We start from the raw sequence: 21,613 nt of genomic DNA, 5'->3' as shown, positions 1-21,613 counted from the left end.
AAATCACTGGCAGCCAAGAAGGCAGTTATGGTTACAGGGCAGGGCGACCCATTGCAAGCACCGCTCGCGGTTACTTCCCTCTTTCGCCAGCAGGGAAGGGAGTAAGGGGAAAGTGGCAACTAAAAGTGCTGCCTTCGCCTGGCTTGCTTTGGATTTGCAACTGCCCGCCGTGGCGCAGCAACACATGTTTGACGATGGCAAGACCCAGCCCGCTGCCGCCGCTTGTGCTTTCGCGGCTTTTATCGACGCGGTAGAAGCGTTCGGTCAGCCTTGGCAGGTGTTTTTCCTCAATTCCGCTGCCTTGGTCTTGCACGGCAAAGTGCGCCCCTTGCTGATCGCTCCACCAGCGAATCTGTATCTGAGTGCCGTTTGGGCTGTATTTAACGGCGTTAACAATCAGATTGGCAAAGGCGCTACGCAGTTCTTCAGCGCAGCCTAAAAGTTGCAGCGCAGGATGCGCCTCAAGCTGGATACGCAAGTCTCTGGCATCGGCCAGTACGCGGGTATCGGTGACGATACTGCTTAGCAGTGCGGCAACATCCACCGGCTCGCAAGCGGCGGGCGCGCTGCCTTCGAGTTCGGCCAGATGCAGTAAGTCTTCCAGCAAACGTTGCATGCGCACCGCCTGTGTTTGCATCTGCAGCAGTGCTTTTTTGCTGGGTGCGGGCAGTGCATCGGCGCTGTATTGCAGGATTTCCAGATAGCCGCTAATCACCGTCAGTGGCGTGCGTAGTTCGTGCGAGAGGTTGTCGACAAAGTCTTTGCGCATTTGCTCCAGTTGCTTGACGCGGGTGATATCGCGCACCAACAGTAGGGTTTCACCGTCGCCGTACTGGGTTTTGTGAAACTGCAAGGTATTTTGCTCATTAAGCGGTGAGGGCAGCGCTAGCACATCGCTGGTTTCAGGCTGCATCAACCAGGCGCGAAAATCGGGATGGCGGATAAGATTGCACAGTAACTGGCCGCTGTCTTGCCGCGATTTAAGCCCCAGCAGGCTTTCGGCGGCAGGGTTCCACCAACTTAACTGGCCTTGGCTATCGAGTATCAGCAGCGCGTCTTGCAGTGCGGCGGTGGCGGTTTCAATCCGCTCGATAATCCTGCCAAATCGCTCGCGCTCTTTTTGCTCGCGGCGCAGCAGGCGGTGCAGCGTATCGAACAGATCGCCCCAAAGTCTTTTGGCATGCGGCAGGGTTTGCATGGAAGGCCGGATAAGCCAACGCTGCAAACGAGCCAGTTGCCAGAGTTGGATAAGGCCGTAGAGCAGCCAGCCCAGCGCCAAACAAAGCGCGGGCGCATCGATTAGCCAACCGATCAGTGCACTGCCTGTCAGCAGTGCGAGCAGGGCAAACAGAGCTGGGCGCATTATTTGTCGGAAAAGCGATAGCCGCTGCCGCGTACGGTTTGTAGCAGGTGCGCGGCGCGCTCGCCCAATACTTTGCGCAGGCGGCGGATATGCACGTCGATGGTGCGCTCTTCCAGATACTGATTGGCACCCCAGACCTGGTCGAGCAATTGGCTGCGGCTGTAAACGCGCTCGGGATGGCTGATAAAAAACCGCAGCAGACGGTATTCGGTCGGCGCTATGGCTACGTTTTCACCACCTATAAATACGCGCGCGCTACTAGGTTCTAGCCGAACCGCGCCTATTTCCAGCATTGCTTGCTCATCCGGCAGGCTGCGGCGCAGCACCGCTTTGATGCGCGCGAGCAGCTCACGCGGGGAAAACGGCTTACAGATGTAATCGTCCGCGCCGCTTTCCAGCGCCGCGACTTTGCTGTCTTCAGCGTGCTTGGCGGTCAACATTAGCAAGGGAATGTCGCGCGTGCTGGCATCGCGCTTTAGCCGCCGCGCCAGCTCCAATCCGCTGATGCCGGGCAGCATCCAGTCGAGCAGCAGCAAATCCGGCTGATGGTCCACCACCAAGGCATGCGCCTGCTGGCTGTTTTCGGCGCAAAGGCATTGATATCCGGCCGCTTGCAGCGTATCGACCAGCAGTTCACGGATGGGTGCTTCATCATCGACGATCAGAATTTGCCGCTCTGGCATGGCAATACCCCAGCAAGTGGATACGCGCAGTAGGCCAGCCGATTGTTACCGATTGGTTACCGCGCGAGAAAATCCACAATAATTCCGGCCAAGATAGCAAGTCCCGCCCAATGATTATGCAAAAAGGCGCGAAAGCAACTGGCCGCATCCCGTGCTCTGCTGAAATAAAACTGATAGCTAAAGCAACAGGCTGCCACCAGCAATCCCAGATAAAAGTAAATACCAAAATCAAAGCGCTGCCCGGCGAGCACGAGACAAAGCAGCGCCATGCCTTGCAGCAGGGCAATGATTGGGCGGTCGAGGTCGCCGAATAAAATGGCGGTGGATTTAAGCCCCAGCTTGATATCGTCCTCGCGGTCGGCCATGGCGTAGTAGGTATCGTAAGCGACCGTCCACAGCAGATTGGCGAGAAACAACAGCCAAGCCTCAGGCGGCGGCATCTGGCCGGTTTCGGCGGTAAAGGCCATCGGCATGCCCCAAGAAAACGCAGCCCCCAGCACCAGTTGCGGGTAGAAGGTGTAGCGCTTCATCAAAGGATAAAGCGCGGCAATGGCGACGGCGCCAAGCGACCAGAGCAGGGTTAAGCCATTGGTGCAAAGCACCAGCAGAAAACTCGCTGCGAGCAAACCGGCGGCGAGCCGCAGCGCTTCTTTGCCGGTGATTTTGCCGGTTGCCAGCGGGCGGTTTTGCGTGCGTTTGACATGGCCGTCAAAGTCGCGGTCAGCCCAATCATTTAATACGCAACCGGCGCTGCGCATCAGTACCGTTCCCAAAGTAAAAATCAGCAGGTTGCTTAGCGCGGGTCTGCCGGCCCCGGCAATCCACAATGCCCAAAGCGTCGGCCACAGCAGCAGCCAAATGCCGATGGGCTTATTCAGGCGCATGAGTTGGATAAAGTCCAAACTGCGCGCTGGCAGCAGGTTAAGCAAGGCGGGTTTCAAGGATTTGGCTGATTGCAACAGGCGAGCAAGCATCTTTAAGGACTTCCTGATGTGCTGATTTAAGGTCGCCAAGCATACGACAACTTACTCCCCCCGGCAGTTTGCGGGAGAGGGGCTTCGGGAGAGATCAAGCTCAGCGAGCAGTTGTGGCAGCCAAATTTCCGCAACCAATACCGCAAGCGTTCCCCGACGAAAGCACGAGCGCCGTCCCCACAAGCCGTCTGCGCGGGTATCGGGCGGCAGCAGCGAAGCCGGATAGCGGCACAGCTCAATCGCGCCACGGATAAAATCCTGCTCGCAAAACAAAAGCTCACCCAAGGAACGATTGCCCAGCCCGCTCAGGTCAAAATCACTGGCCGCAAGCGCGGACTGCACCGCCACGCTGCGCCCAAATACCCAAGGCCGCCCACTGCCCAGCAAATGCACCTCGCGCACCCAGCCCAGACTTGCGCACGGCACGTCAAGCGCTAAACATTCATCATCACGCAATGGCTGCCAGCCTTCGATAAGTGGGCGAACGGAAAAATCGCCACCCGCCAGATGGGTTAAACGACGGGTCAGCGAACCCGTATCAAGCAGCCAACCGAGCAGTTTGGGCGCACACTGGCATCGCTCTGGGGTAAACCAGCTAGGGGTGGTAGTAGGCAAGTGATAACAGCCTTGGCAGCGAAAATGCGGCTCATTTTAACCTTAATTGCGCCGTACCAGCATGGAGCTATCGCCCAGCGGCAACTGCCAGCGCGGTTGTCCGCGCTTTCGATTGCTGCGTTCAATCATCCAGCCGCGCGCCTCCACCTTTTGACCGACCAAGGCTTGCAGTGCGCCTTGGTCAAAATAGCGCAAGCGGCTTTTCGGCACTTGCAGCACTAAAGCGCCATCGGTGGAAAGCCAAAGACTGCTGCCTTTTTTCGTGGCACCAGTAATTTGCGTTTGTATCAGCGTAAAACCGGAACGGCGGATTTGCTTGGGCGTGCGCAACGGCGATTTTTTCCACAGCGCCAGCTGCGCGTGGCGTGCGCTGTTTTCCGCTTCACGAAAACAGACCAAAAACTCGTTATTGGGTGCGATAACCGCCCAAAAACCCAAACCTTGTGCGAGTAACTGCGCCTGAATACTGCGTCCGTTTTTATCAAACAGATAAGCCAGCGTGCGCCCGTAATGGTCTTTAGCCTCAGCGCCTTCTTTGAGTAAAACCACGCCGCCGCTGGCCGTGACCAGTTTTTCCAGCGCCGCTTTGGCTGCTTTGGCGTAAGGTTCAGTACGCGTACCACGCCTGCCTAATTCCGGCGTATTCACCCCAATCAGCCGCACACTGCGCCCATCGGTAAGGCGCAAAGTATCGCCATCGACCACCCGTTTAACCTGATACCCCGGCAATTTCCCGGGGTGTGGGCAGTTCGCCCAACTGTTGGCGGCTACTGTACACAGCAAAATAAGCAACAGGGTAGATAAGTGCAGTCGGTTGAAAAGCAACATAACAAATCCTGATTCAGGTAGGGCAGGTTAAGGTAGGTTAAAGCCAAACGGTCTAACCATTATTGACTTATCGCATGTGTGGAACGGGAACAGCCCTGGCCAGTTAAGATAGCGCATCTGTCTGGAGTGCCTGTGTCTTCACCCATTTTGCGCCTTGCCCTGCCTTCGCCACTGCGCCGCCTGTTTGACTATCTGCCGCCGCCTTCGCTGGTTGCGGATGACTTGCAGCCGGGCATTCGCCTGCTTGTGCCCTTTGGCAGGCGGCAAATGGTCGGTGTATTGGTGGAGGTTGTAAGCCATTCCGATATAGCGCCGGCAAAACTTAAAGCGGCGCTTGAAGTGTTGGATGAGCAGCCGGTTATCCCGCAGCCCTTGCTGCGCCTGTGCCGGTTTGCTGCGAGCTACTGGCAACACAGTTTGGGCGATACCTTAAGTTGCGCGCTACCGTTGCTTTTGCGTCAGGGCGAGCCTGCAAGGCGCTGGCAGGAGCCGTTCTGGCAAGTGGCAGAGCAGGCCAGACTTGATGACCCGCGCCTTGCCCGTGCGCCGCGTCAGCGGCAGGTGTTGCAAGTGCTTGCGCAGCATCCGCACGGTGTGCCGCAGCGGTTGCTTGCGCGTTTGCAGTTAAACCGCGAGAGCTTAAATCTGTTGCTCGGCAAAGGATTGGTTGAGGTTAAAACCCACAGGCACACAGCTGTCGCGCCGCCTGCTCATTGGTTGGCGCAGCCGGAACTTACTTTAAATACTGAGCAGCAGGCAGCTTTTGCAGCCGTGCAGGCCAAAGCGGGTGAGTTTGCCGCGTTTTTGCTCGACGGCGTGACCGGCAGCGGCAAGACCGAGGTTTACCTGCAACTGATCCACGCCATTTTGCAATCAGGCAAGCAAGCACTGGTGCTGATTCCGGAAATCAATTTGGGGCCGCAGACGCTGTCGCGCTTTACCTGCCGTTTTAATGCGCGGATTGCCCTGCTGCATTCCGCCCGCAGCGACCAAGAACGGCTGGATGCTTGGCTGGCCGCGAGCCTTGGCGAGGCGGATATTGTGATTGGTACGCGCTCGGCGCTGTTTACCCCGCTGCCAAGGCTTGGGCTGATAGTGATTGATGAGGAGCACGACAGCTCCTACAAGCAGCAAGAAGGGCTGCGCTACCACGCGCGTGACCTCGCGCTGGTGCGCGCGCAGCAAGAGGCGGTGCCGATTGTGCTGGGTTCGGCGACCCCCGCGCTGGAAACCTTGCATAACGCGCAAACGGGACGCTACCAATGGCTGCACTTGGCGCAGCGGGCAGCCGGTGCAGCGGCGGTGCGTTTTATTCGGCTGGATATTAAAAGCAGGCCGCTCGATAGCGGGATTTCTGAACCGCTCGCCAAGGCGATAGGGCAGGCATTGGCGAGCGGGCAGCAAGTGTTGGTGTTTCTTAATCGGCGCGGTTTTGCGCCGGTACTCTGTTGTCACGATTGCGGCTGGCTGAGCGCATGCCCGCGCTGTGACGCAAGGATGACCTTGCATCAGCAAAGCGGCGAGCTGCGCTGTCATCACTGCGGCCATGTAAAGCCAAGGCCGAAACAATGCCCCGATTGTGGACAAGTGGATTTAAGGCCACTGGGGGCGGGTACCGAACGTGCCGAACAACGCTTAGGTATTCTCTTCCCGGATTATCCGGTGCTGCGTATTGACCGTGACAGCACCCGCCGCAAAGGCACCTTGGAGCAGCTTTTAAGCCGGGTGCAGCGCGGCAAGCCGTGCATCTTGTTAGGCACGCAGATGCTCGCCAAAGGGCATCACTTTCCCCGCGTGACCTTGGTGGCCATTTTGGATGCAGACAGCGGACTGTTTTCGGCGGACTTTCGCGCCGCCGAGCGCATGGCGCAGCAAATCGTGCAAGTGGCCGGTCGCGCCGGTCGCGCGGATGCGCCCGGGCAAGTCATCATTCAAAGCCATTTTGCCGACCATCCGCTACTGGTGCAGCTTTGCGAACAGGGCTACGCAGCCTTTGCAAGGCAAGCGTTGCAAGAGCGCAAAGCCGCAGGGCTACCGCCTTTTGCCCATCTCGCCCTGCTGCGCGCCGAAGCGCCAAAGCCCAAACGCGCGCTTGATTTTTTGGATAACGCCTGCCTGCTGGCTGAAAAACAACAAGCGCAGCTTGGCAGCCGTGTTGAGTTACTGGGGCCAATCCCTGCGCCAATGGAGCGCCGTGCGGGGAAATATCGCGCTCAACTGCTGCTAAAAGCGGCTAGCCGCCGCGAACTGCATCGATTGCTTGCGCCTTGGCTGGTCGCTTTGGAAACCGAGCACAGCAGCAGGCGCGTGCGCTGGTCGCTGGATGTCGACCCGATGGATTTGTATTAGTGCTTGTTCGCCCGCTGATAAAGCGGCAACACTTTGGGAATGACCGCTTGCAGGTTGTTGATGCGGTTTTCTGACGAGGGGTGAGTACTGAGAAATTCCAGCGGTGCGCCACCGGCTTTGGCCGCCATTTTTTGCCACAGGGTGACCGCGGCATTGGGGTTGTAGCCCGCGCGGGCGGCGAGCTCCAAGCCAATTAAATCCGCTTCATTTTCATTTTGTCGACTGTTCGGCAAGGTCATCAGCAATCCCACGCCGAGATTGACAAGCTCCACCTCATTGGCATAGCCCAAAAGCGAGCCAATCTGACTGGCTACGTTAATCGGATACGCCTTGGAGATGGCCTCGCGGCTGTGCTCACGCAAGGCATGGGCGATTTCATGACCAATCACCGCAGCGAGTTCGTCATCGGTCAACTGAAGCTTCTCGATAATACCTGTGTAAACAATAATTTTGCCGCCCGGCCCGCAGTTGGCATTGATGGTGTCGTCTTTAATCAGCGCAATCTGCCAGTTCCAATTGGCCGCATCGGCGCGAAATACCGGCGCTTGTTTAATCAGACGTTCGCTGATGGTATCGACTCGTTCGGCGTTTTTACTCTCATAATCGAGCAGATTCTTTTCTTCGGCTTTAATCAGCAAATCTTGGTAGGACTTAGCGTACTGCTGCTCAATTTCCGCCGCCGATACACCAAGAAACATATACTGCGATCGCTCCACGCCCACCGCCCCGCCGCTGGTGGTCTGCACGTTTTGGCAACCCGCCAAAAGCGCGAGTGCAAGTAGCGCAATCAGTCTAAAAATAATGGTTTCCATGCACTTATCCTCCTTTTTGCTGCCATGCAGCACCCTCTATCTATGGTGCATCGGCAAGATTTTAATTTGACAAAAATATCACTTTTATCCAAGCGAGGAAAACTTGGAAGGGTAACAGTCTGTCTTATTTGCCGTCTGCAATGCTGCTAGAATACGCGGCTCTTTTGGATGTTCTCGGTATCTTGTTATGCAGCCCATGCTGAATATGGCACTGCGTGCGGCGCGCAGTGCGGCGCAGTTGATTGTGCGCTCGATGGACAGGCTCGACAGCCTGGCTGTTAGTGAAAAAAGCAGTGGGGATTATGTCAGTGAGGTAGACCGCGCGGCAGAGCAGTGCATTGTGCAGGCGCTGCGCAAAACTTGGCCGGAGCACGGTTTTCTCTGTGAAGAAAGCGGACTGATGGAAGGCCAGGGTGCGGGGCGTGATTATCTGTGGATTATCGACCCGCTGGACGGCACCACCAATTTTCTGCGCGGCGTACCGCATTTTGCTATTAGCATTGCCTGCCAATACAAAGGGCGTCTGGAACACGCGGTAGTGCTCGACCCGGTGCGCCAGGAAGAATTTACCGCCAGTCGCGGGCACGGGGCGAGCTTAAATGGCCGTCGTTTGCGGGTAAGTTCACGCAAAAGTTTGAGCGGTGCCTTGGTGGGTACCGGCTTTGTCTACCACAAAAATGCCCAGCGACTGGATAACTACCTGGGTATGTACCGCGCATTAACTGAACAGTGCGGTGGACTGCGCCGTGCCGGTGCGGCCAGTTTGGATTTGGCTTACGTTGCCGCCGGACGTTTTGATGCCTTTTGGGAGTTTGGCCTGTCTGAATGGGATATGGCCGCTGGTGCGCTGCTCATTCAAGAGGCGGGCGGATTGGTCAGTGATTTTGCCGGTAGCGAACAGTTTTTGCCAAAAAGCCAAATAGTCGCCGGTAATCCAAAATGTTTTAAAGCGGTATTAACGGCCATTCAGCCTTATTTGTCCGGGTCTTTAAAAGAGCGTTGATAAAATCAATACCTTGTTGCTTAGGGAAGGTAAGCGACAAGGTATATCTGGTTGACTGAACCATGACAAAAACCCTAATGGCTTGGTCGTACCGAGCATCTTCAATCGATATGGCCGTTTTCATCAGACAAACTCGCTGAACAGCCATAAGGATTATCGGAAAAGATAGCTGTTTATGGTTTTTTAAACCATCTCTTCCACTTCATGCTCTTTAACCGGCGGCGGGATTAAATCTTCACTGGTCAGTTTTAGCCAAATCAATACGGTTGCGCCGATATAAACGGAAGAATAAGTACCGACCACTACACCAATCAATAAGGTCAAGGCAAAGTTAGCCAGCGTATCGCCGCCGAAGACCAGCAGGGCAATCAGTGCGAGTGCGGTGGAAAAGGACGTTGCCAAGGTGCGCAGCAGGGTTTGCGTGACTGAGGTATCGATATTTTCAATCAGGCTGGCTGTGCGCAGTACGCGAAAGTTCTCGCGGATACGGTCGTAAATAATGATGGTGTCGTTTAATGAATAACCAATCATGGCGAGCACGGCGGCCAGTACGGTTAAATCAAATGGCACGCCAAAGAAGGCAAGAATGCCAAGGGTTAATACCGTATCGTGAAACAAGGAGGCGACGGCGCCCAGGCCAAACTTCCACTGAAAGCGAAAAGCCAAATATAAAAGAATGCCACCCAAGGCGAGCAGCATGGCAAGGCCGCCTTGGTCGCGCAGTTCCTTGCCGACTTGCGGGCCGACAAACTCTACCCGCACCAGTTCAAAACGGCTGTCGCCGCCTGCTTTGTGCAGGACGGCGGCGATACGGTTGCCAAGCTGCGGGTCATCCCCCGGCAAGCGCACCAATACATCCGTGGTGGCACCAAAACTTTGTACTACGGCATCATTAAAGCCTTCTGCCGAAAGTTCCGCTTTAATACGCTCTAAGTCGGCGGCTTGTTGGTATTTAAGCTCAATTAAAGTGCCGCCGGTAAAGTCAAGGCCAAAGTTTAAGCCTTTGCCAATCAGTGCGATAATGCCGACGACGGTCAGTAATACAGTAATGGCAAACGCAAGATTGCGTATTGCCATAAAGGGAATGATTTTGCGCATGGTTAGATCCATAGTTTCTTAACGTTACGCCCGCCGAAGATTAAATTGACCATGCCGCGGGTAAACATAATGGCGGTAAATAATGAAGTTAATATGCCAAGCGAAAGCGTGACGGCAAAGCCTTTAATCGGCCCATTACCTAGCGCAAATAAAATCGCACCAACCAATAACGTGGTCAGGTTACTGTCGATAATGGCGCTATAGGCGCGGTCAAAGCCTTCGTGAATGGCTTGTTGCACGGGCAGCCCGTTTTTAAGTTCTTCGCGGATACGCGAATAAATCAGCACGTTGGCATCGACCGCCATACCCAGCGTTAATACGATACCGGCGATACCAGGCAAGGTTAAAGTCGCACCGATAATCGACATCAAGCCAACCAATAGCACCAGGTTAAAGGCTAGCGCGATGGTCGCCAGCAGGCCGAAGAAGCGGTAAATCAGCATCACAAAGACTGAGACAAAAATCAGCGCCCACCAGGTTGAAGTAATGCCCTTGGCGATATTTTCCGCACCCAAGCTGGGACCGATGGTACGTTCTTCGGCAAAGTACATGGGCGCTGCGAGACTGCCGGAGCGCATCAGCAGCGCGAGTTCTGAGGCTTCTGCAGAACCGCCGATGCCGGTAATGCGAAAGCGTTCACCAAACGCGCCTTGAATGGTGGCGAGGCTGATGATGCTTTTTTCTTCACGAAAGGTCTGTATGGCGGTTTCTTTTTCCGTGCCGTTTGCTGTTTCACGCACATAACGGGTAACGGGTTTTTGCTCGATAAACACGACGGCCATGCCGCGATACAGATTGGCGCGGGTGATGTCCAGCATGCGGCTGCCGCCGTGGCCGTCGAGACGGATGTCCACTTGCGGACGGCCTTGTTCGTCAAAGGCGGCGCGGGCATCCACCACATTTTCACCTGTGACGATAATGTCGCGCTCCAAAGCGGCGGGCGGGCGGCTGCCATCGCGGAACTCAAAAGTTTCGGTCGCCGCGCGCGGGCTATCGGGGTTTGCCGCCAAGCGCAGTTCGAGGTTGGCGGTCGCACCCAAAATGCGCTTGGCTTCGGCGGTATCCTGTACGCCCGGCAGTTCTACTACTATTCGGCTGCCGCCTTGGCGCTGTACCAAAGGCTCGGATACGCCCAGTTCATTCACGCGATTGCGCACCGTGGTGAGGTTTTGCTCGATCGATTTATCGCGGATTTGGTTGTATTTGGCCTCGGTCATGGCCAGATGCAGCACCTGCAGTTCACCCTGCTGGCTGCGGCTCAGTTCAAAGTCGGCAAAATCGGCAAAACTTTTGCGCAGCAGGCTTTGCGCCCCATTTAAGGCGCTTTCGTCGACAAAGCCCAATTGGATGGCGCGTTCAAGAGTGGGCAGGCTGCGATAGCGGATGCGCTCACGGCGCAGCAGGTTTTTAAGCTCGGTTTCATAGACTTTAAGCTGCGTAGCGACGGCTTTTTCCATATCCACTTCGAGCAAAAAATGCACGCCGCCGGATAGGTCCAGCCCCAGTTTCATCGGCCTTGCGCCAATCGAGCGCAGCCAGTTTGGCGTAGTCGGCGCAAGGTTGAGCGCGACCACATAATCATCCCCCAAGGCGCGGCGCACGATGTCTTTGGCCGGAAGCTGGTCTTGCAAACGGTTAAGGCGCAGCAGGCCGCTGCTGGTATCGGCGCGTTTATTGAGCTCGCTTGCTTTAACGGCAATACCGGCTTCTTCCAGTGCTGTTTGAGCGCGTTGCAAAAGCGACTCTTCAATCGCTTGTGTGGCGCTCGCGCCACTGATTTGAATGGCCGGGTCATCGGGATAAAGATTGGGAATGCCATAGACCAAGCCAATGCAAAGAAAGGCCAAAATCAGCAGGTATTTCCACAGGGGATATTTATTCAGCATGCAGCCGCTCGCTTTTACGCGCACTTAAATAAAGTGCACGCGGAAAGTTAAAGTTAAATGGCTTTTAAAGTGCCTTTGGGTAAAGTTGCAGCAATAGCGCTTTTTTGGAACTTAAGTTCCACTTTATCGGCTACTTCAACCAGTACAAAGTCATCCGTGACTTTGCTGACTTTGCCAGCAATACCAGCGGCAGTAACGACTTCATCGCCTTTTTGCAAACCACCAATCAGTGCTTTATGTTCTTTACTGCGTTTGGCCTGTGGTCGCCAAATCATAAAATAGAAAATCGCCACAAAGCCAAGCAGGAATATAAACTGAAAAGACCCGCCGCCCATTGCCGCATCAGCAGGTACGCTCGCGGTGGTATCGGCAAAGGCTTGTGGAATCAAAAAACTCATAAAAACTCCAAAAATTAAGTGCTTAAACTGACGGACAAGATTGACCGCGCTTAGCGTAGAAGGCGTGCGAAAAGTCGGCTAATTTACCCTGCTCGATAGCATCACGCAAACCGGCCATCAGTCTTTGGTAGTAACGCAGGTTGTGAATGGTCATCAGCATGGGCGCGAGCATCTCGCCGCATTTATCCAGATGATGCAGGTAAGCACGGGAGAAATGCAGGCAGCAGTAGCAGTCACAGCCAGGGTCAACGGCTGAGTCATCGTGACGGTTTTTGGCATTGCGGATTTTTAAAATGCCGCTTTCGGTAAACAGATAGCCGTTACGTGCGTTGCGCGTGGGCATCACGCAATCGAACATATCAACGCCGCGGCGCACGCCTTCGACCAAATCCTCCGGCGTGCCCACGCCCATCAGATAGCGCGGCAGTTCGGGCGGCATGGCCTCCGGCAAAAAATCCAGCACACGGCGCATTTCATCCTTTGGCTCGCCGACGGAAAGCCCGCCAATGGCAAGGCCGTCAAAGCCAATTTGCGCAAGACCCTCCAGCGAGCGCAGCCGTAAATCTTGATACATACCGCCTTGGATAATGCCAAACAGCGCGGCGCTGCTGCCGCTGTGCGCCGCCTTGGAGCGTGCCGCCCAGCGCAGCGACAGCTCCATCGAACGCTGCGCGCTAGCAAAATCGGCAGGGTAGGGCGTGCATTCGTCAAAAATCATCACAATGTCCGACCCCAGCGAGCGCTGCACGGCAATGGATTCCTCCGGCCCCATAAACACCTTGCGTCCGTCCACCGGCGAGGCAAAGTGCACGCCTTCTTCACGGATTTTGCGCAGCTTGCCCAAGCTAAAGACTTGAAAGCCACCGGAATCGGTCAAAATGGGCCGCTGCCACTGCATAAAATCGTGCAGGTCGCCCAGCTTCTCGATCACCTCAGTGCCTGGGCGCAGCCACAGGTGAAAGGTATTGCCGAGCACAATCTGCGCGCCAATCGCCTCAATATCGCGCGGCAACATGCCCTTAACCGTGCCATAAGTACCCACCGGCATAAAAGCGGGCGTTTCCACGACGCCACGCGGAAAATGCAGCCGTCCGTGCCGCGCCTTGCCGTCACTGGCAAGCCGTTCAAAACGCATGCGGCAATTAGGGTTCAAAACACTACTCCAACAAAATCAAACATCAATAAAGCAACCGGTCAAAAAGGCAAAGTTTAGCCGAAATTAACCCCAATAGCGCGCCAATCCCTTACCATCGGCCTTATTTACTGTCTCTAAAGCCCTTGGCAAGGGTTTTTAAATCCATCGAAAGTTCTGCCATTGGCGGCAGTAGTGAAGAAAAAGCAGCGCGTGCTGGATAAGTTGCAGGCTTTTTTGAGCGTTATTTTGTTTTGGGCTAAACCTGCTACAAGAATAATCCATAAAATAAACTGGCCGTGTCGTCTTAAATTAAATCTCAATAAGTCATTGCTGAATTTAATATCAGTAGATCATTAAAAGACGGTATTTGGCTATGTTATATGATAACGACCTGGAGTATTTGCGACCTGTTGGATAATTGTTTGCGACTTTATTTGAATAATCACTTGAGTGACGCGATTATTTGTGCCAAAAATCACTTTCCCCAAGTAGAAAGGGAAAGTTATTTTCAAACAAGCACAACAAATTATTTTCATGGAGAAAATACAATGAGCAAAAATCGTGGCGTGGTTTATATTGGTCCAGGCAAAGTCGAAGTGCAGGATATTGCCGACCCTAAATTTGAAGCGCCCAATGGTAAAAAAATCGACCACGCGGTTATTTTAAAAGTGCTTTCCACCAATATCTGCGGTTCTGACCAACACATGGTGCGCGGGCGTACCACCGCACCGGCTGGCTTGGTATTGGGACATGAAATTACCGGCGAAGTCATCGAAAAAGGCGCGGATGTGGAGATGCTCGACATTGGCGACATTGTTTCCGTGCCGTTTAACGTGGCCTGTGGTCGCTGCCGCTGCTGCCGCGAGCAAGATACCGGCGTGTGCCTAACGGTCAATCCCTCTCGCGCAGGCGGGGCGTATGGCTATGTGGATATGGGCGGCTGGGTTGGCGGGCAGGCGCGTTATGTGATGGTACCTTACGCGGACTTTAACCTGCTGAAATTCCCGGATCGCGACCGCGCGCGGGAAAAAATCCGCGATCTGACCATGCTCTCGGATATTCTGCCGACCGGCTTTCACGCTGCCGTCAATGCCAAAGTCGGCGTAGGTTCAACCGTTTATGTGGCCGGAGCCGGGCCGGTGGGGCTTGCGGCAGCGGCATCGGCGCAGATTTTGGGCGCGGCGGTGGTGATGGTGGGCGACTTTAATGCTGAACGCTTGGCGCACGCCGCCAAACACGGCTTTGTGCCGATTGATTTAAGCAAAAGCGACCGCTTGGGCGAGATGATTGCCGAAGTCATCGGCACGGATGAAGTGGACAGCGCCATTGACGCGGTTGGCTTTGAGGCGCGCGGCCATTCGGGCGGCGAGCAACCGGCCACGGTATTAAATCAGATGATGCAAATCGCCCGTCCGGCGGGGCATATCGGCATTCCTGGCCTCTATGTCACCGAAGACCCGGGCGCGGTCGATGATGCCGCCAAGCACGGCAGTCTTTCCATCCGTTTTGGGCTGGGCTGGGCGAAGGCACAGAGCCTGCATACCGGGCAAACCCCGACTCTGCGCTACAACCGGCAACTGATGCAGGCCATTTGGCATGACCGCTTGCCGATTGCCGATATTGTCAACGCCAAAATCATCCCGCTGGATCAGGCGGTAGCAGGCTACGCCACTTTCGATAAAGGCGCGGCGGTGAAATATGTGCTCGACCCGCACGGGGATCTGCTGGCCGCCTGAGTGGGGTATCAATCCACTCGTATCCGTGGCGCTGTGAAACGACAGCGCCCCGTTCGCCTTGTCTTGCGTTAAAGGAGGGGAAACATACAGCCGTGCTTGCTACCTACACTTTTTGCTCGCGCATCGAGCGCAACATGGCATCGCGCAAAATGGCGTTGATCCTCGATTGGTAGCCTTTTCCGGTTTGCATGAACCAAGCCAGCACATCCGAATCGATGCGCAATGTCTTGGCGGTTTTGGTGGGTCTGTAGAAAAGATTGGGCACCGCGTTCTGCCAGAATTTTTCATCCAGCGGCGGGATGTCGCTGTAATCGATCTCGCTGTCCGGGCGCTCGGCCAAGGCCCTAAGTTCAGCTTTTCGCTGTTCGGTCATTGGCGGCAATTCGCCTCGTTTATATCTGACCATGCTCATAACGTGCTCTCTCTTTCCTGTTGGCCTTTCGGGCGCTGATGATACGGATGATTTCAATGTTTCCATCGTCTGTGTTGCTGGTGTGTGCAACCAGAAGAAGCAAGGTTTTGCTGATGGTGGTTCCCAAGGTCTGCCAGCGATACTCGCCGCCCTCGATGCGGTCTTGCTTGGTGATGGAATGCGGGTCATCAAAGACTTCGACAGCATCTTCAAACTGAATGCCATGCTTGCGCAGATTGCTGGCCGCTTTCGCATCGTCCCATTCAAAATACTGTTCCATGACGGGATTGTACTACAAAAAAGTAGCGCTTCGCGGTTTGGTTATGCAAAAGCGCGACACTAAACAAGCAATCAAGCTCGCGGCCGAGCTTGGCAAGGAGTAACAACCGTAACTATTCAAGCGTTTGACGTGTCGGCACACCTGGACGACGAAGAAACCATTCGCGCTTACCTCAGCGCCGCCCTGGAAGACCCAAACCCCGACGCTTTCTGTTGGCATTGGGCAACGTGGCAAAGGCTCGCGGCATGGCTCAGCTAGCCGAAGCGGCAGGGTAGGGCGGCAGAGCTTGTATAAGGCGTTAGCCTCTGGCGCTTAGCCGCGTTATGACACGGTGCTAAAGCTGATTAGTGCGCTCGGGCTGAGTTTGCGCCCGTTCTACGACCCGGATGGACTGCGCATCAAAGCCTGATGCTGATATTCCCCTCGCCCGCATGCGGGAGAGGGGGAGCGGGCAATAAAATACCAAAAGTAACTTGACCTGCTCGCTGGTTTTCCGACAGGCTAGACCTCCTTAAAAATCGCATGGAGTAAGCCGATAATGACCACTGATTTTCACCAAGTCGCCAAAGCGCTTTCCTTTGAAACCCGCGCTTTTATTGATGGAAAGTACGTTAATGCCGCCTCCGGCAAGACCTTTGCCACGGTTAATCCGGCTACTGGACGAGAGCTTGCGCAAGTCGCCTCTTGCGCGGATGAAGACGTAGACCGCGCCGTCAGTGCCGCCCGCCGTGCTTTTGAAGCAGGAAGCTGGTCACGCATGGCACCACGTGAGCGCAAAAAAATCCTGCTTAAATTTGCCGATTTAATTGAAGCGAACTTGGGCGAACTGGCGTTGCTGGAAACCTTGGACTGCGGCAAACCCATCAGCGATTCCAACGAGGTGGATTTGCCGGATACCATCGAAACCCTGCGCTGGCACGCCGAAGCCATCGATAAACTCTACGACCAGATGTCGCCTGCGCCGCACAATGTGGTGTCCATGCTGGTGCGCGAGCCGATTGGCGTGGTCGCCGGGGTGATTCCGTGGAACTTCCCGCTGTTTATGGCGGCTTGGAAAATGGCGCCGGCACTGGCGGGCGGCAATTCACTGATTTTAAAACCAGCAGAATTGACGTCGCTCTCCTTGCTGCGCTTGGCAGAACTCGCCGCCGATGCCGGTATCCCGGACGGCGTATTTAACGTAGTCCCCGGCCTTGGCGAGGAAGCAGGACGCGCCATCGGCCTGCACCGCGGTATTGATTGCGTCAGTTTTACCGGTTCTGGCGAAGTCGGGCGCTACTTTTTGCAGTATTCCGCCGAGTCCAATATGAAGCGTATCGTGCTCGAATGCGGCGGTAAAAGTCCGGCCATTGTTATGCCGGATGTTAAAGATTTAGCGCCAGTGGTCGAAAATATCGCCACCGGCATCCTGTTCTGCCAAGGCGAGAACTGCTCGGCGGGTTCGCGCCTGTTAGTGCACCGCAGTATTGCTGATAAGCTGCTGGAACAACTTAAACCGGTGTTTGCACAGTGGAAAGTCGGCGACCCACTGGCGCTCGATACCCGTATCGGTGCCTTGATTGAGCAACCGCACCTGCAAAAAGTGTTGGGATTGATTGAACGCGGCAAAGCCGAAGGCGGCAAAGTCACCTTTGGCGGCAAACAAGCGCTGGTCGAAAGCGGCGGCTGGTTTGTTGAGCCGACTATTGTCGAAAACGTGCGCAATGATATGGCGATTGCCCGTGAAGAAATCTTCGGCCCGGTACTTTCGGTGATCCCGTTTGACAGTGAAGAAGAAGCCGTGCGTCTTGCTAACGATACCAACTATGGTCTGGCCGCGTCCTTGTATACCGAGGATTTAAATACGGCGCACCGTATAGCTAAAGCCATCCGCGCCGGAACGGTATCGGTCAATTGCTATAGCGAAGGCGACTACGCCGTTCCCTTTGGCGGTTATAAGGAATCGGGCTTTGGTGGTAAAGACAAAGGGCTTGCCGCACACGAGCAATACACCGAGCAAAAAGCCATTTGGATACAGCTTGGTTGATTAAAGGTAAGTCGTTATTCAGCGGCAATGCTTAAATAGCATTGCCGCTGTTTAATAAGGCAGTTTATTCGATATTAAATACCGGGCTGACCCATCGGCCAGTCCGGTGAATGGTAACTTAAGACTTTTTACGTTTTGCCAGTTCCTCATCACGCAATTCGCGGCGCAATACTTTTCCGACCGGGGTTAGCGGCAGTTCATTGCGAAACTCAACGTATTTGGGGCGCTTGTAGCCGGTCAAGTTATCGTGCATATATTTAAGCACTTGTTCTTCAGTAATAGCCGAACCGGGTTGACGTACCACAAAGACTTTAATGGTTTCACCGGATTTTTCATCCGGCACGCCGATAGCGGCGCATTGCAGTACGCCTGGCATGCTGGCGAGTACGTCTTCCAGTTCATTGGGATACACATTAAAGCCGGAGACTAAAATCATGTCTTTTTTACGGTCAACAATGCGGATATAACCGTCCGGCTGAATAAAGCCGACATCACCGGTTTTTAACCAGCCGTCTTTATCCAATACTTCAGCGGTGGCTTCCGGGCGCTGCCAGTAGCCTTGCATCACTTGCGGGCCTTTAATGCACAACTCGCCGGTTTCGCCTATGGGCAAATCATTGCCGTCGGCATCAATGGTTTTAAAGGCGGTGGAAGGCACCGGCATGCCAATGCTACCAATCTGGTATTTCATATAGGGGTTAGCGGCGGCAATCGGACTGGTTTCGGTTAGGCCATAGCCTTCGTGGATAGGACACCCGGTGACTTGTTGCCAGCGCTCGGCAATGGCTTGTTGCAACGGCATGCCGCCAGAGGCGGTTAAACGCAGTTTGGAAAAGTCCAGCTTACGGAATGGCTCGTAATTACACAAACTCACAAACAAGGTATTAAGACCAAGGAAAGCGGTGAACGGCCACTGTGAAATCGCCTTGGTCATTAACGCCGCATTGCGTGGGTCGGTAATCAATACGCTATGCGCACCGGCGAGTAGCGCCAGCATGCAATGGGAGGTAAAGGCGTAGATGTGATAAAGCGGCAGCGGCGCAATAATGATTTCTTCGCCTTCTACCCATTCAGAAGTGCCCAGCGCCTTGGCTTGAATCATATTGGCAATCAGGTTGCGCTGGCTGAGCATGGCACCTTTGGCAACCCCGGTAGTGCCGCCGGTATATTGCAGCATCGCCAAATCATTCGATTTTGGACTGGCTTCGACCACCGCCTTGCCTTCACCCAGGCTAAGCACTTTGCGAAAGGACAGTGCTTGCGGCAGGTTGTAAGGCGGTATCATTTTTTTCACATAACGCACCGCCGCATTGACCAAGTGGCGTTTGAAAAACGGCAGCATATCGCCAATTTCAGTAATCACTACATGCTTGATGCTGGTCTTTGGGATAACTTGCTGTGCCAAATGCGCCATATTGGCCAAGCAAACCAAGGCTTTCGCGCCAGAGTCATTAAACTGGTGCTCCATCTCGCGGGCGGTATAGAGCGGGTTGGTATTAACGATGATAAGACCTGCGCGTATTGCACCAAACAAGGCAATCGGATATTGCAATAGGTTTGGCATTTGCAGGGCGATACGGTCGCCCGGCACTAAATCCGTATGCTGTTGCAGCCAGGCGGCAAACTGGCCGGATAAACGATAAAGCTCAGAATAACTTAAGGTATGGCCGATATTGGTAAAAGCGGGATTATTAGCATAGCGCTCGCAGGAATATTTAAACACCTGCTGGATATTTTCAAATTCGTCGGGGTTAATTTCGCTGGGAATACCTTCTGGGTATTTGTCTTTCCAAAAATTCTCGTACATGGTCGTTCCTATTGTAGATAGTGGAAATAACGATAAAACAACACCAATCAAGAGTAAAAAACAAAAAGCCTGCTGGCTTGATTAGTCGGCTGTTAGTTCACTGATGGTTAGCCGGTAAACACCGACTCCACTTAAGTGACCCACATAGACTTCGTAACGCCCGGGTAAAAAAGAGCCTTCCATCACGGTCTGCCCATTATCCGAACGGTTTTGCTCGCACATCAGCAAACCATCTGGCCCGCTGATCACCAAGGTTGCATCGGCGGTGCTTTGCAGCGTAAGACGCAGCCCCGCTTGTTCCTTGATCAATAAATGATGGTCGGGTATATCATCAATTTCCCCTACACAACCCCCACCGTAACGCTCGCCCGCGTCGACTGGGTGGTCTTTATTGCCGCCGGTAGTGCCGCCGCTGATGTGGGTAGTGGCAAAGCCCGGGCTGAGTTTGAAATTGGCATATTGATACACGGCGGCTTTCGGTATGGCAGCAGATACGGGTTCGCCTTCGTCTAAGGTCAGTTGGTAATAGCCATTTTGTTGGATGTGCCCGACATAAACCGCGTAATCGCCCGCAGTCAGCGATGTGGTAATGCGTGCGTCCTCGCCGCCGGCGCTGTCATCATCACAATAAAGGCGGTTTTCTCCCTGTACAATCAAGGTGGAATCGGTGGTGCTGTCTAGGGTTAAGGTCAGGGTCACGGGTTCTAGCACCTTAATGTGATGGTCGGGTGTTTCGTCAATAAAACCCAAGCAATCGCCTCCATAGTATTCGGCAGCATCCCTATCGCCGCCGGTTTCCCCGCTACTGGTTTGGCTGGCAAAACCGCGGCGCAACTCAAAGTCAGCGTAATCCTCTGCCTTGCTTAACGCGCAGTTCAGCAATAGCGCAAGGCTAACTCCCATTGCCACGCAAGGCTTGTGCATACCATTCTCCCTTGGATGCGATTGTTTTGCAGGGTGCATGTTGTGCGCCGGATTGTATAGCCCATTGATGGGCGGGTGCGCATTATTTCAACGTCCTTGTTTGGCAAAAAATATCAAGGGACTGGCGCAGCGCAGGCAGCGGTAGCGCCGTCCTTTTTGCACCAAAGTATGTCTTTTTGCGGAGAAAATCACGTCTTCTGCGCAAGCGCAGCGGTAAATAAAGCCTTGGCGCGGTTTTTCAGCGATGACGTACTGATGGCAGCGATCGGGTTTGAGTCCATAAACTTCACGCATAATGGATTGCCACTGCTTGCCGTGCGGGCGAATGTTGTCGCCAAACTGTTGATAAGCCACCAAGTGCGCGACCTCATGGGCGACCGTTTGCAGCAGGAAATGGCTCTGGTTTTCGCGGTAGAGCCGCTCGTTAAAGCGCAGGCGGTTTTCCTGTAGATGCGCACAACCGGCTTTTTGTCCGCGCAGTGCAAAGCTGATATGCGGGCGGGTAAAGGTGCGATTGAAAAACCGCTGCGCCTGCTGATAACAGGTCTCTACACGGGCAAGCAGCAATTCGGGCATGTTGATGGTGATGTTATCCAAGATAAGCGCAAAAAACGATTTCGTTGCTATTGTGTATTATTTCGTCTCTTTAGACCTGAATTTTAAGGAAATATGCCATGCCATACTCGATGAAATCTCTGTTGTCTGCGCTGATTTTGGCAGCCAGTTTCAACGCGGCCTCGCAAGAGTTGCCGCGTACCGACGCGCCCGAAGGTGCCAAGCTCTATTTTATTGAGCCGCAAGATGGGGCAAAGGTCGCGCAGACCTTCACCGTCAAATTTGGCCTTGCCGGCATGGGTGTCGCACCAGCAGGTGTCGATTTCCCGGCGACCGGCCATCATCATCTGTTGATTGATCTGGATACGCTTCCGGATATGGCGCAGCCCATTGCCTTTACCGAACAATCCCAACACTTTGGCGGTGGTCAGACCGAAACGCAAATCACCTTGCCACCGGGTAAACACAGCTTGCAGTTGTTATTGGGCGATAAAAACCATATCCCGTTTAATCCACCGGTGATTTCCGAGCGTATTCAGATAACCGTGGAGTAAAACCTGAGGAGCACACCGGTGGAAAGCGCTGATGCCATTATTGTGGGAGCCGGTCTTGCCGGTTTGGTCGCGGCCTGTGAGCTAACTTCCGCTGGAACGCCGCCTTGGCATTCGAGACAGCTTGGCACTGGCACTGGCACGGCAGGATTGACTGGTGCCAGCCGCTGAAGTCGCT

General features: G+C 54.4%; 21 protein-coding genes. 6 read left to right on the top strand and 15 right to left on the bottom strand.

The window, feature by feature from the left end:
- Positions 1 to 70: 70 nt before the first annotated feature.
- From phoR to AXE65_RS06035, 5 genes are read right to left on the bottom strand one after another with little or no spacing between them, the layout of a single operon-like run.
- The gene (phoR, locus tag AXE65_RS06055) at positions 71 to 1,363 is read right to left on the bottom strand and encodes a phosphate regulon sensor histidine kinase PhoR (RefSeq protein WP_068389501.1); all 1,293 of its coding nucleotides are present in this window, start codon (positions 1,361 to 1,363) and stop codon (positions 71 to 73) included.
- Entirely contained in the window at positions 1,363 to 2,046 is a 684-nt protein-coding gene (gene phoB, locus AXE65_RS06050; protein WP_068389498.1) for a phosphate regulon transcriptional regulator PhoB, read from the bottom strand. The genes phoR and phoB overlap by 1 nt, the downstream gene beginning before the upstream one ends.
- A gap of 56 nt (positions 2,047 to 2,102) precedes the next feature.
- Complete coding sequence (gene ubiA, locus AXE65_RS06045) at positions 2,103 to 3,020, bottom strand: 4-hydroxybenzoate octaprenyltransferase (RefSeq protein WP_068389495.1); 918 nt, start codon at positions 3,018 to 3,020, stop codon at positions 2,103 to 2,105.
- Between the two features lie 51 nt (positions 3,021 to 3,071).
- The gene (locus tag AXE65_RS06040) at positions 3,072 to 3,635 is read right to left on the bottom strand and encodes a chorismate--pyruvate lyase family protein (RefSeq protein WP_068389491.1); all 564 of its coding nucleotides are present in this window, start codon (positions 3,633 to 3,635) and stop codon (positions 3,072 to 3,074) included.
- A gap of 42 nt (positions 3,636 to 3,677) precedes the next feature.
- A complete protein-coding gene (locus AXE65_RS06035) occupies positions 3,678 to 4,463 on the bottom strand; it encodes a thermonuclease family protein (RefSeq protein WP_068389488.1) in 786 nt (261 codons plus the stop codon).
- 132 nt (positions 4,464 to 4,595) lie between these two features.
- Between AXE65_RS06035 and AXE65_RS06030 the strand changes: the two genes are divergently transcribed.
- The gene (locus AXE65_RS06030; protein ID WP_068389484.1) at positions 4,596 to 6,812 is read left to right on the top strand and encodes a primosomal protein N'; all 2,217 of its coding nucleotides are present in this window, start codon (positions 4,596 to 4,598) and stop codon (positions 6,810 to 6,812) included.
- On the opposite strand, the gene AXE65_RS06025 is transcribed toward AXE65_RS06030, so the two are convergent.
- Positions 6,809 to 7,624, bottom strand: coding sequence for a M48 family metallopeptidase (locus tag AXE65_RS06025; protein WP_068389481.1), 816 nt, complete (start codon positions 7,622 to 7,624; stop codon positions 6,809 to 6,811). The genes AXE65_RS06030 and AXE65_RS06025 overlap by 4 nt on opposite strands.
- Before the next feature lie 187 nt (positions 7,625 to 7,811).
- Between AXE65_RS06025 and AXE65_RS06020 the strand changes: the two genes are divergently transcribed.
- Entirely contained in the window at positions 7,812 to 8,627 is an 816-nt protein-coding gene (locus AXE65_RS06020; protein ID WP_068389478.1) for an inositol monophosphatase family protein, read from the top strand.
- Positions 8,628 to 8,810: 183 nt separating this feature from the next.
- Here the strand turns inward: AXE65_RS06020 and secF are convergent, their stop codons facing one another.
- The 4 genes from secF to tgt are packed head-to-tail and all read right to left on the bottom strand — an operon-like array spanning position 8,811 to position 13,144.
- Positions 8,811 to 9,725, bottom strand: a complete 915-nt coding sequence (gene secF / locus AXE65_RS06015) for a protein translocase subunit SecF (RefSeq protein ID WP_068389476.1) — start codon at positions 9,723 to 9,725, stop codon at positions 8,811 to 8,813.
- Between the two features lie 2 nt (positions 9,726 to 9,727).
- Entirely contained in the window at positions 9,728 to 11,611 is a 1,884-nt protein-coding gene (gene secD / locus AXE65_RS06010; protein WP_068389473.1) for a protein translocase subunit SecD, read from the bottom strand.
- A 53-nt stretch (positions 11,612 to 11,664) separates the two neighbouring features.
- Positions 11,665 to 12,009 (bottom strand): preprotein translocase subunit YajC, encoded by a 345-nt coding sequence (yajC, locus tag AXE65_RS06005; protein WP_068389470.1) that lies wholly within the window; start codon positions 12,007 to 12,009, stop codon positions 11,665 to 11,667.
- A 22-nt stretch (positions 12,010 to 12,031) separates the two neighbouring features.
- A complete protein-coding gene (tgt, locus tag AXE65_RS06000; protein WP_068389467.1) occupies positions 12,032 to 13,144 on the bottom strand; it encodes a tRNA guanosine(34) transglycosylase Tgt in 1,113 nt (370 codons plus the stop codon).
- 548 nt (positions 13,145 to 13,692) lie between these two features.
- Between tgt and fdhA the strand changes: the two genes are divergently transcribed.
- A complete protein-coding gene (gene fdhA, locus AXE65_RS05995; RefSeq protein WP_068389464.1) occupies positions 13,693 to 14,880 on the top strand; it encodes a formaldehyde dehydrogenase, glutathione-independent in 1,188 nt (395 codons plus the stop codon).
- Between the two features lie 103 nt (positions 14,881 to 14,983).
- Here fdhA and AXE65_RS05990 read toward each other — a convergent pair whose 3' ends face one another.
- Together AXE65_RS05990 and AXE65_RS05985 are read right to left on the bottom strand one after the other, a co-directional pair.
- Complete coding sequence (locus AXE65_RS05990; protein ID WP_068389462.1) at positions 14,984 to 15,292, bottom strand: BrnA antitoxin family protein; 309 nt, start codon at positions 15,290 to 15,292, stop codon at positions 14,984 to 14,986.
- Positions 15,273 to 15,572: a BrnT family toxin gene (locus AXE65_RS05985; RefSeq protein ID WP_068389459.1), complete on the bottom strand. Its 300-nt coding sequence runs from the start codon at positions 15,570 to 15,572 to the stop codon at positions 15,273 to 15,275. The genes AXE65_RS05990 and AXE65_RS05985 overlap by 20 nt, the downstream gene beginning before the upstream one ends.
- A 538-nt stretch (positions 15,573 to 16,110) precedes the next feature.
- Between AXE65_RS05985 and AXE65_RS05975 the strand changes: the two genes are divergently transcribed.
- Complete coding sequence (locus AXE65_RS05975) at positions 16,111 to 17,598, top strand: aldehyde dehydrogenase (protein WP_068389458.1); 1,488 nt, start codon at positions 16,111 to 16,113, stop codon at positions 17,596 to 17,598.
- A 118-nt stretch (positions 17,599 to 17,716) separates the two neighbouring features.
- Here AXE65_RS05975 and AXE65_RS05970 read toward each other — a convergent pair whose 3' ends face one another.
- The 3 genes from AXE65_RS05970 to AXE65_RS05960 form a co-directional block, all read right to left on the bottom strand.
- Positions 17,717 to 19,405 (bottom strand): AMP-binding protein, encoded by a 1,689-nt coding sequence (locus tag AXE65_RS05970; RefSeq protein WP_068389457.1) that lies wholly within the window; start codon positions 19,403 to 19,405, stop codon positions 17,717 to 17,719.
- 81 nt (positions 19,406 to 19,486) lie between these two features.
- Complete coding sequence (locus AXE65_RS05965; protein WP_068389456.1) at positions 19,487 to 20,329, bottom strand: hypothetical protein; 843 nt, start codon at positions 20,327 to 20,329, stop codon at positions 19,487 to 19,489.
- An 87-nt stretch (positions 20,330 to 20,416) separates the two neighbouring features.
- The gene (locus AXE65_RS05960; protein ID WP_068389670.1) at positions 20,417 to 20,905 is read right to left on the bottom strand and encodes a SprT family zinc-dependent metalloprotease; all 489 of its coding nucleotides are present in this window, start codon (positions 20,903 to 20,905) and stop codon (positions 20,417 to 20,419) included.
- A 98-nt stretch (positions 20,906 to 21,003) separates the two neighbouring features.
- Here AXE65_RS05960 and AXE65_RS05955 point away from each other — a divergent pair, with 98 nt between their 5' ends.
- Positions 21,004 to 21,438, top strand: coding sequence for a DUF4399 domain-containing protein (locus AXE65_RS05955; RefSeq protein WP_068389455.1), 435 nt, complete (start codon positions 21,004 to 21,006; stop codon positions 21,436 to 21,438).
- A gap of 18 nt (positions 21,439 to 21,456) precedes the next feature.
- Positions 21,457 to 21,606: an FAD-binding protein gene (locus AXE65_RS14015; RefSeq protein ID WP_204376526.1), complete on the top strand. Its 150-nt coding sequence runs from the start codon at positions 21,457 to 21,459 to the stop codon at positions 21,604 to 21,606.
- Positions 21,607 to 21,613: the final 7 nt, after the last annotated feature.

Source organism: Ventosimonas gracilis (genome assembly GCF_001580025.1).
Classification (GTDB): Bacteria; Pseudomonadota; Gammaproteobacteria; order Pseudomonadales; family Pseudomonadaceae; genus Ventosimonas; species Ventosimonas gracilis.
Note: the sequence above shows the minus strand (reverse complement) of the source record. Positions and strands in the feature narration are given on the sequence as shown.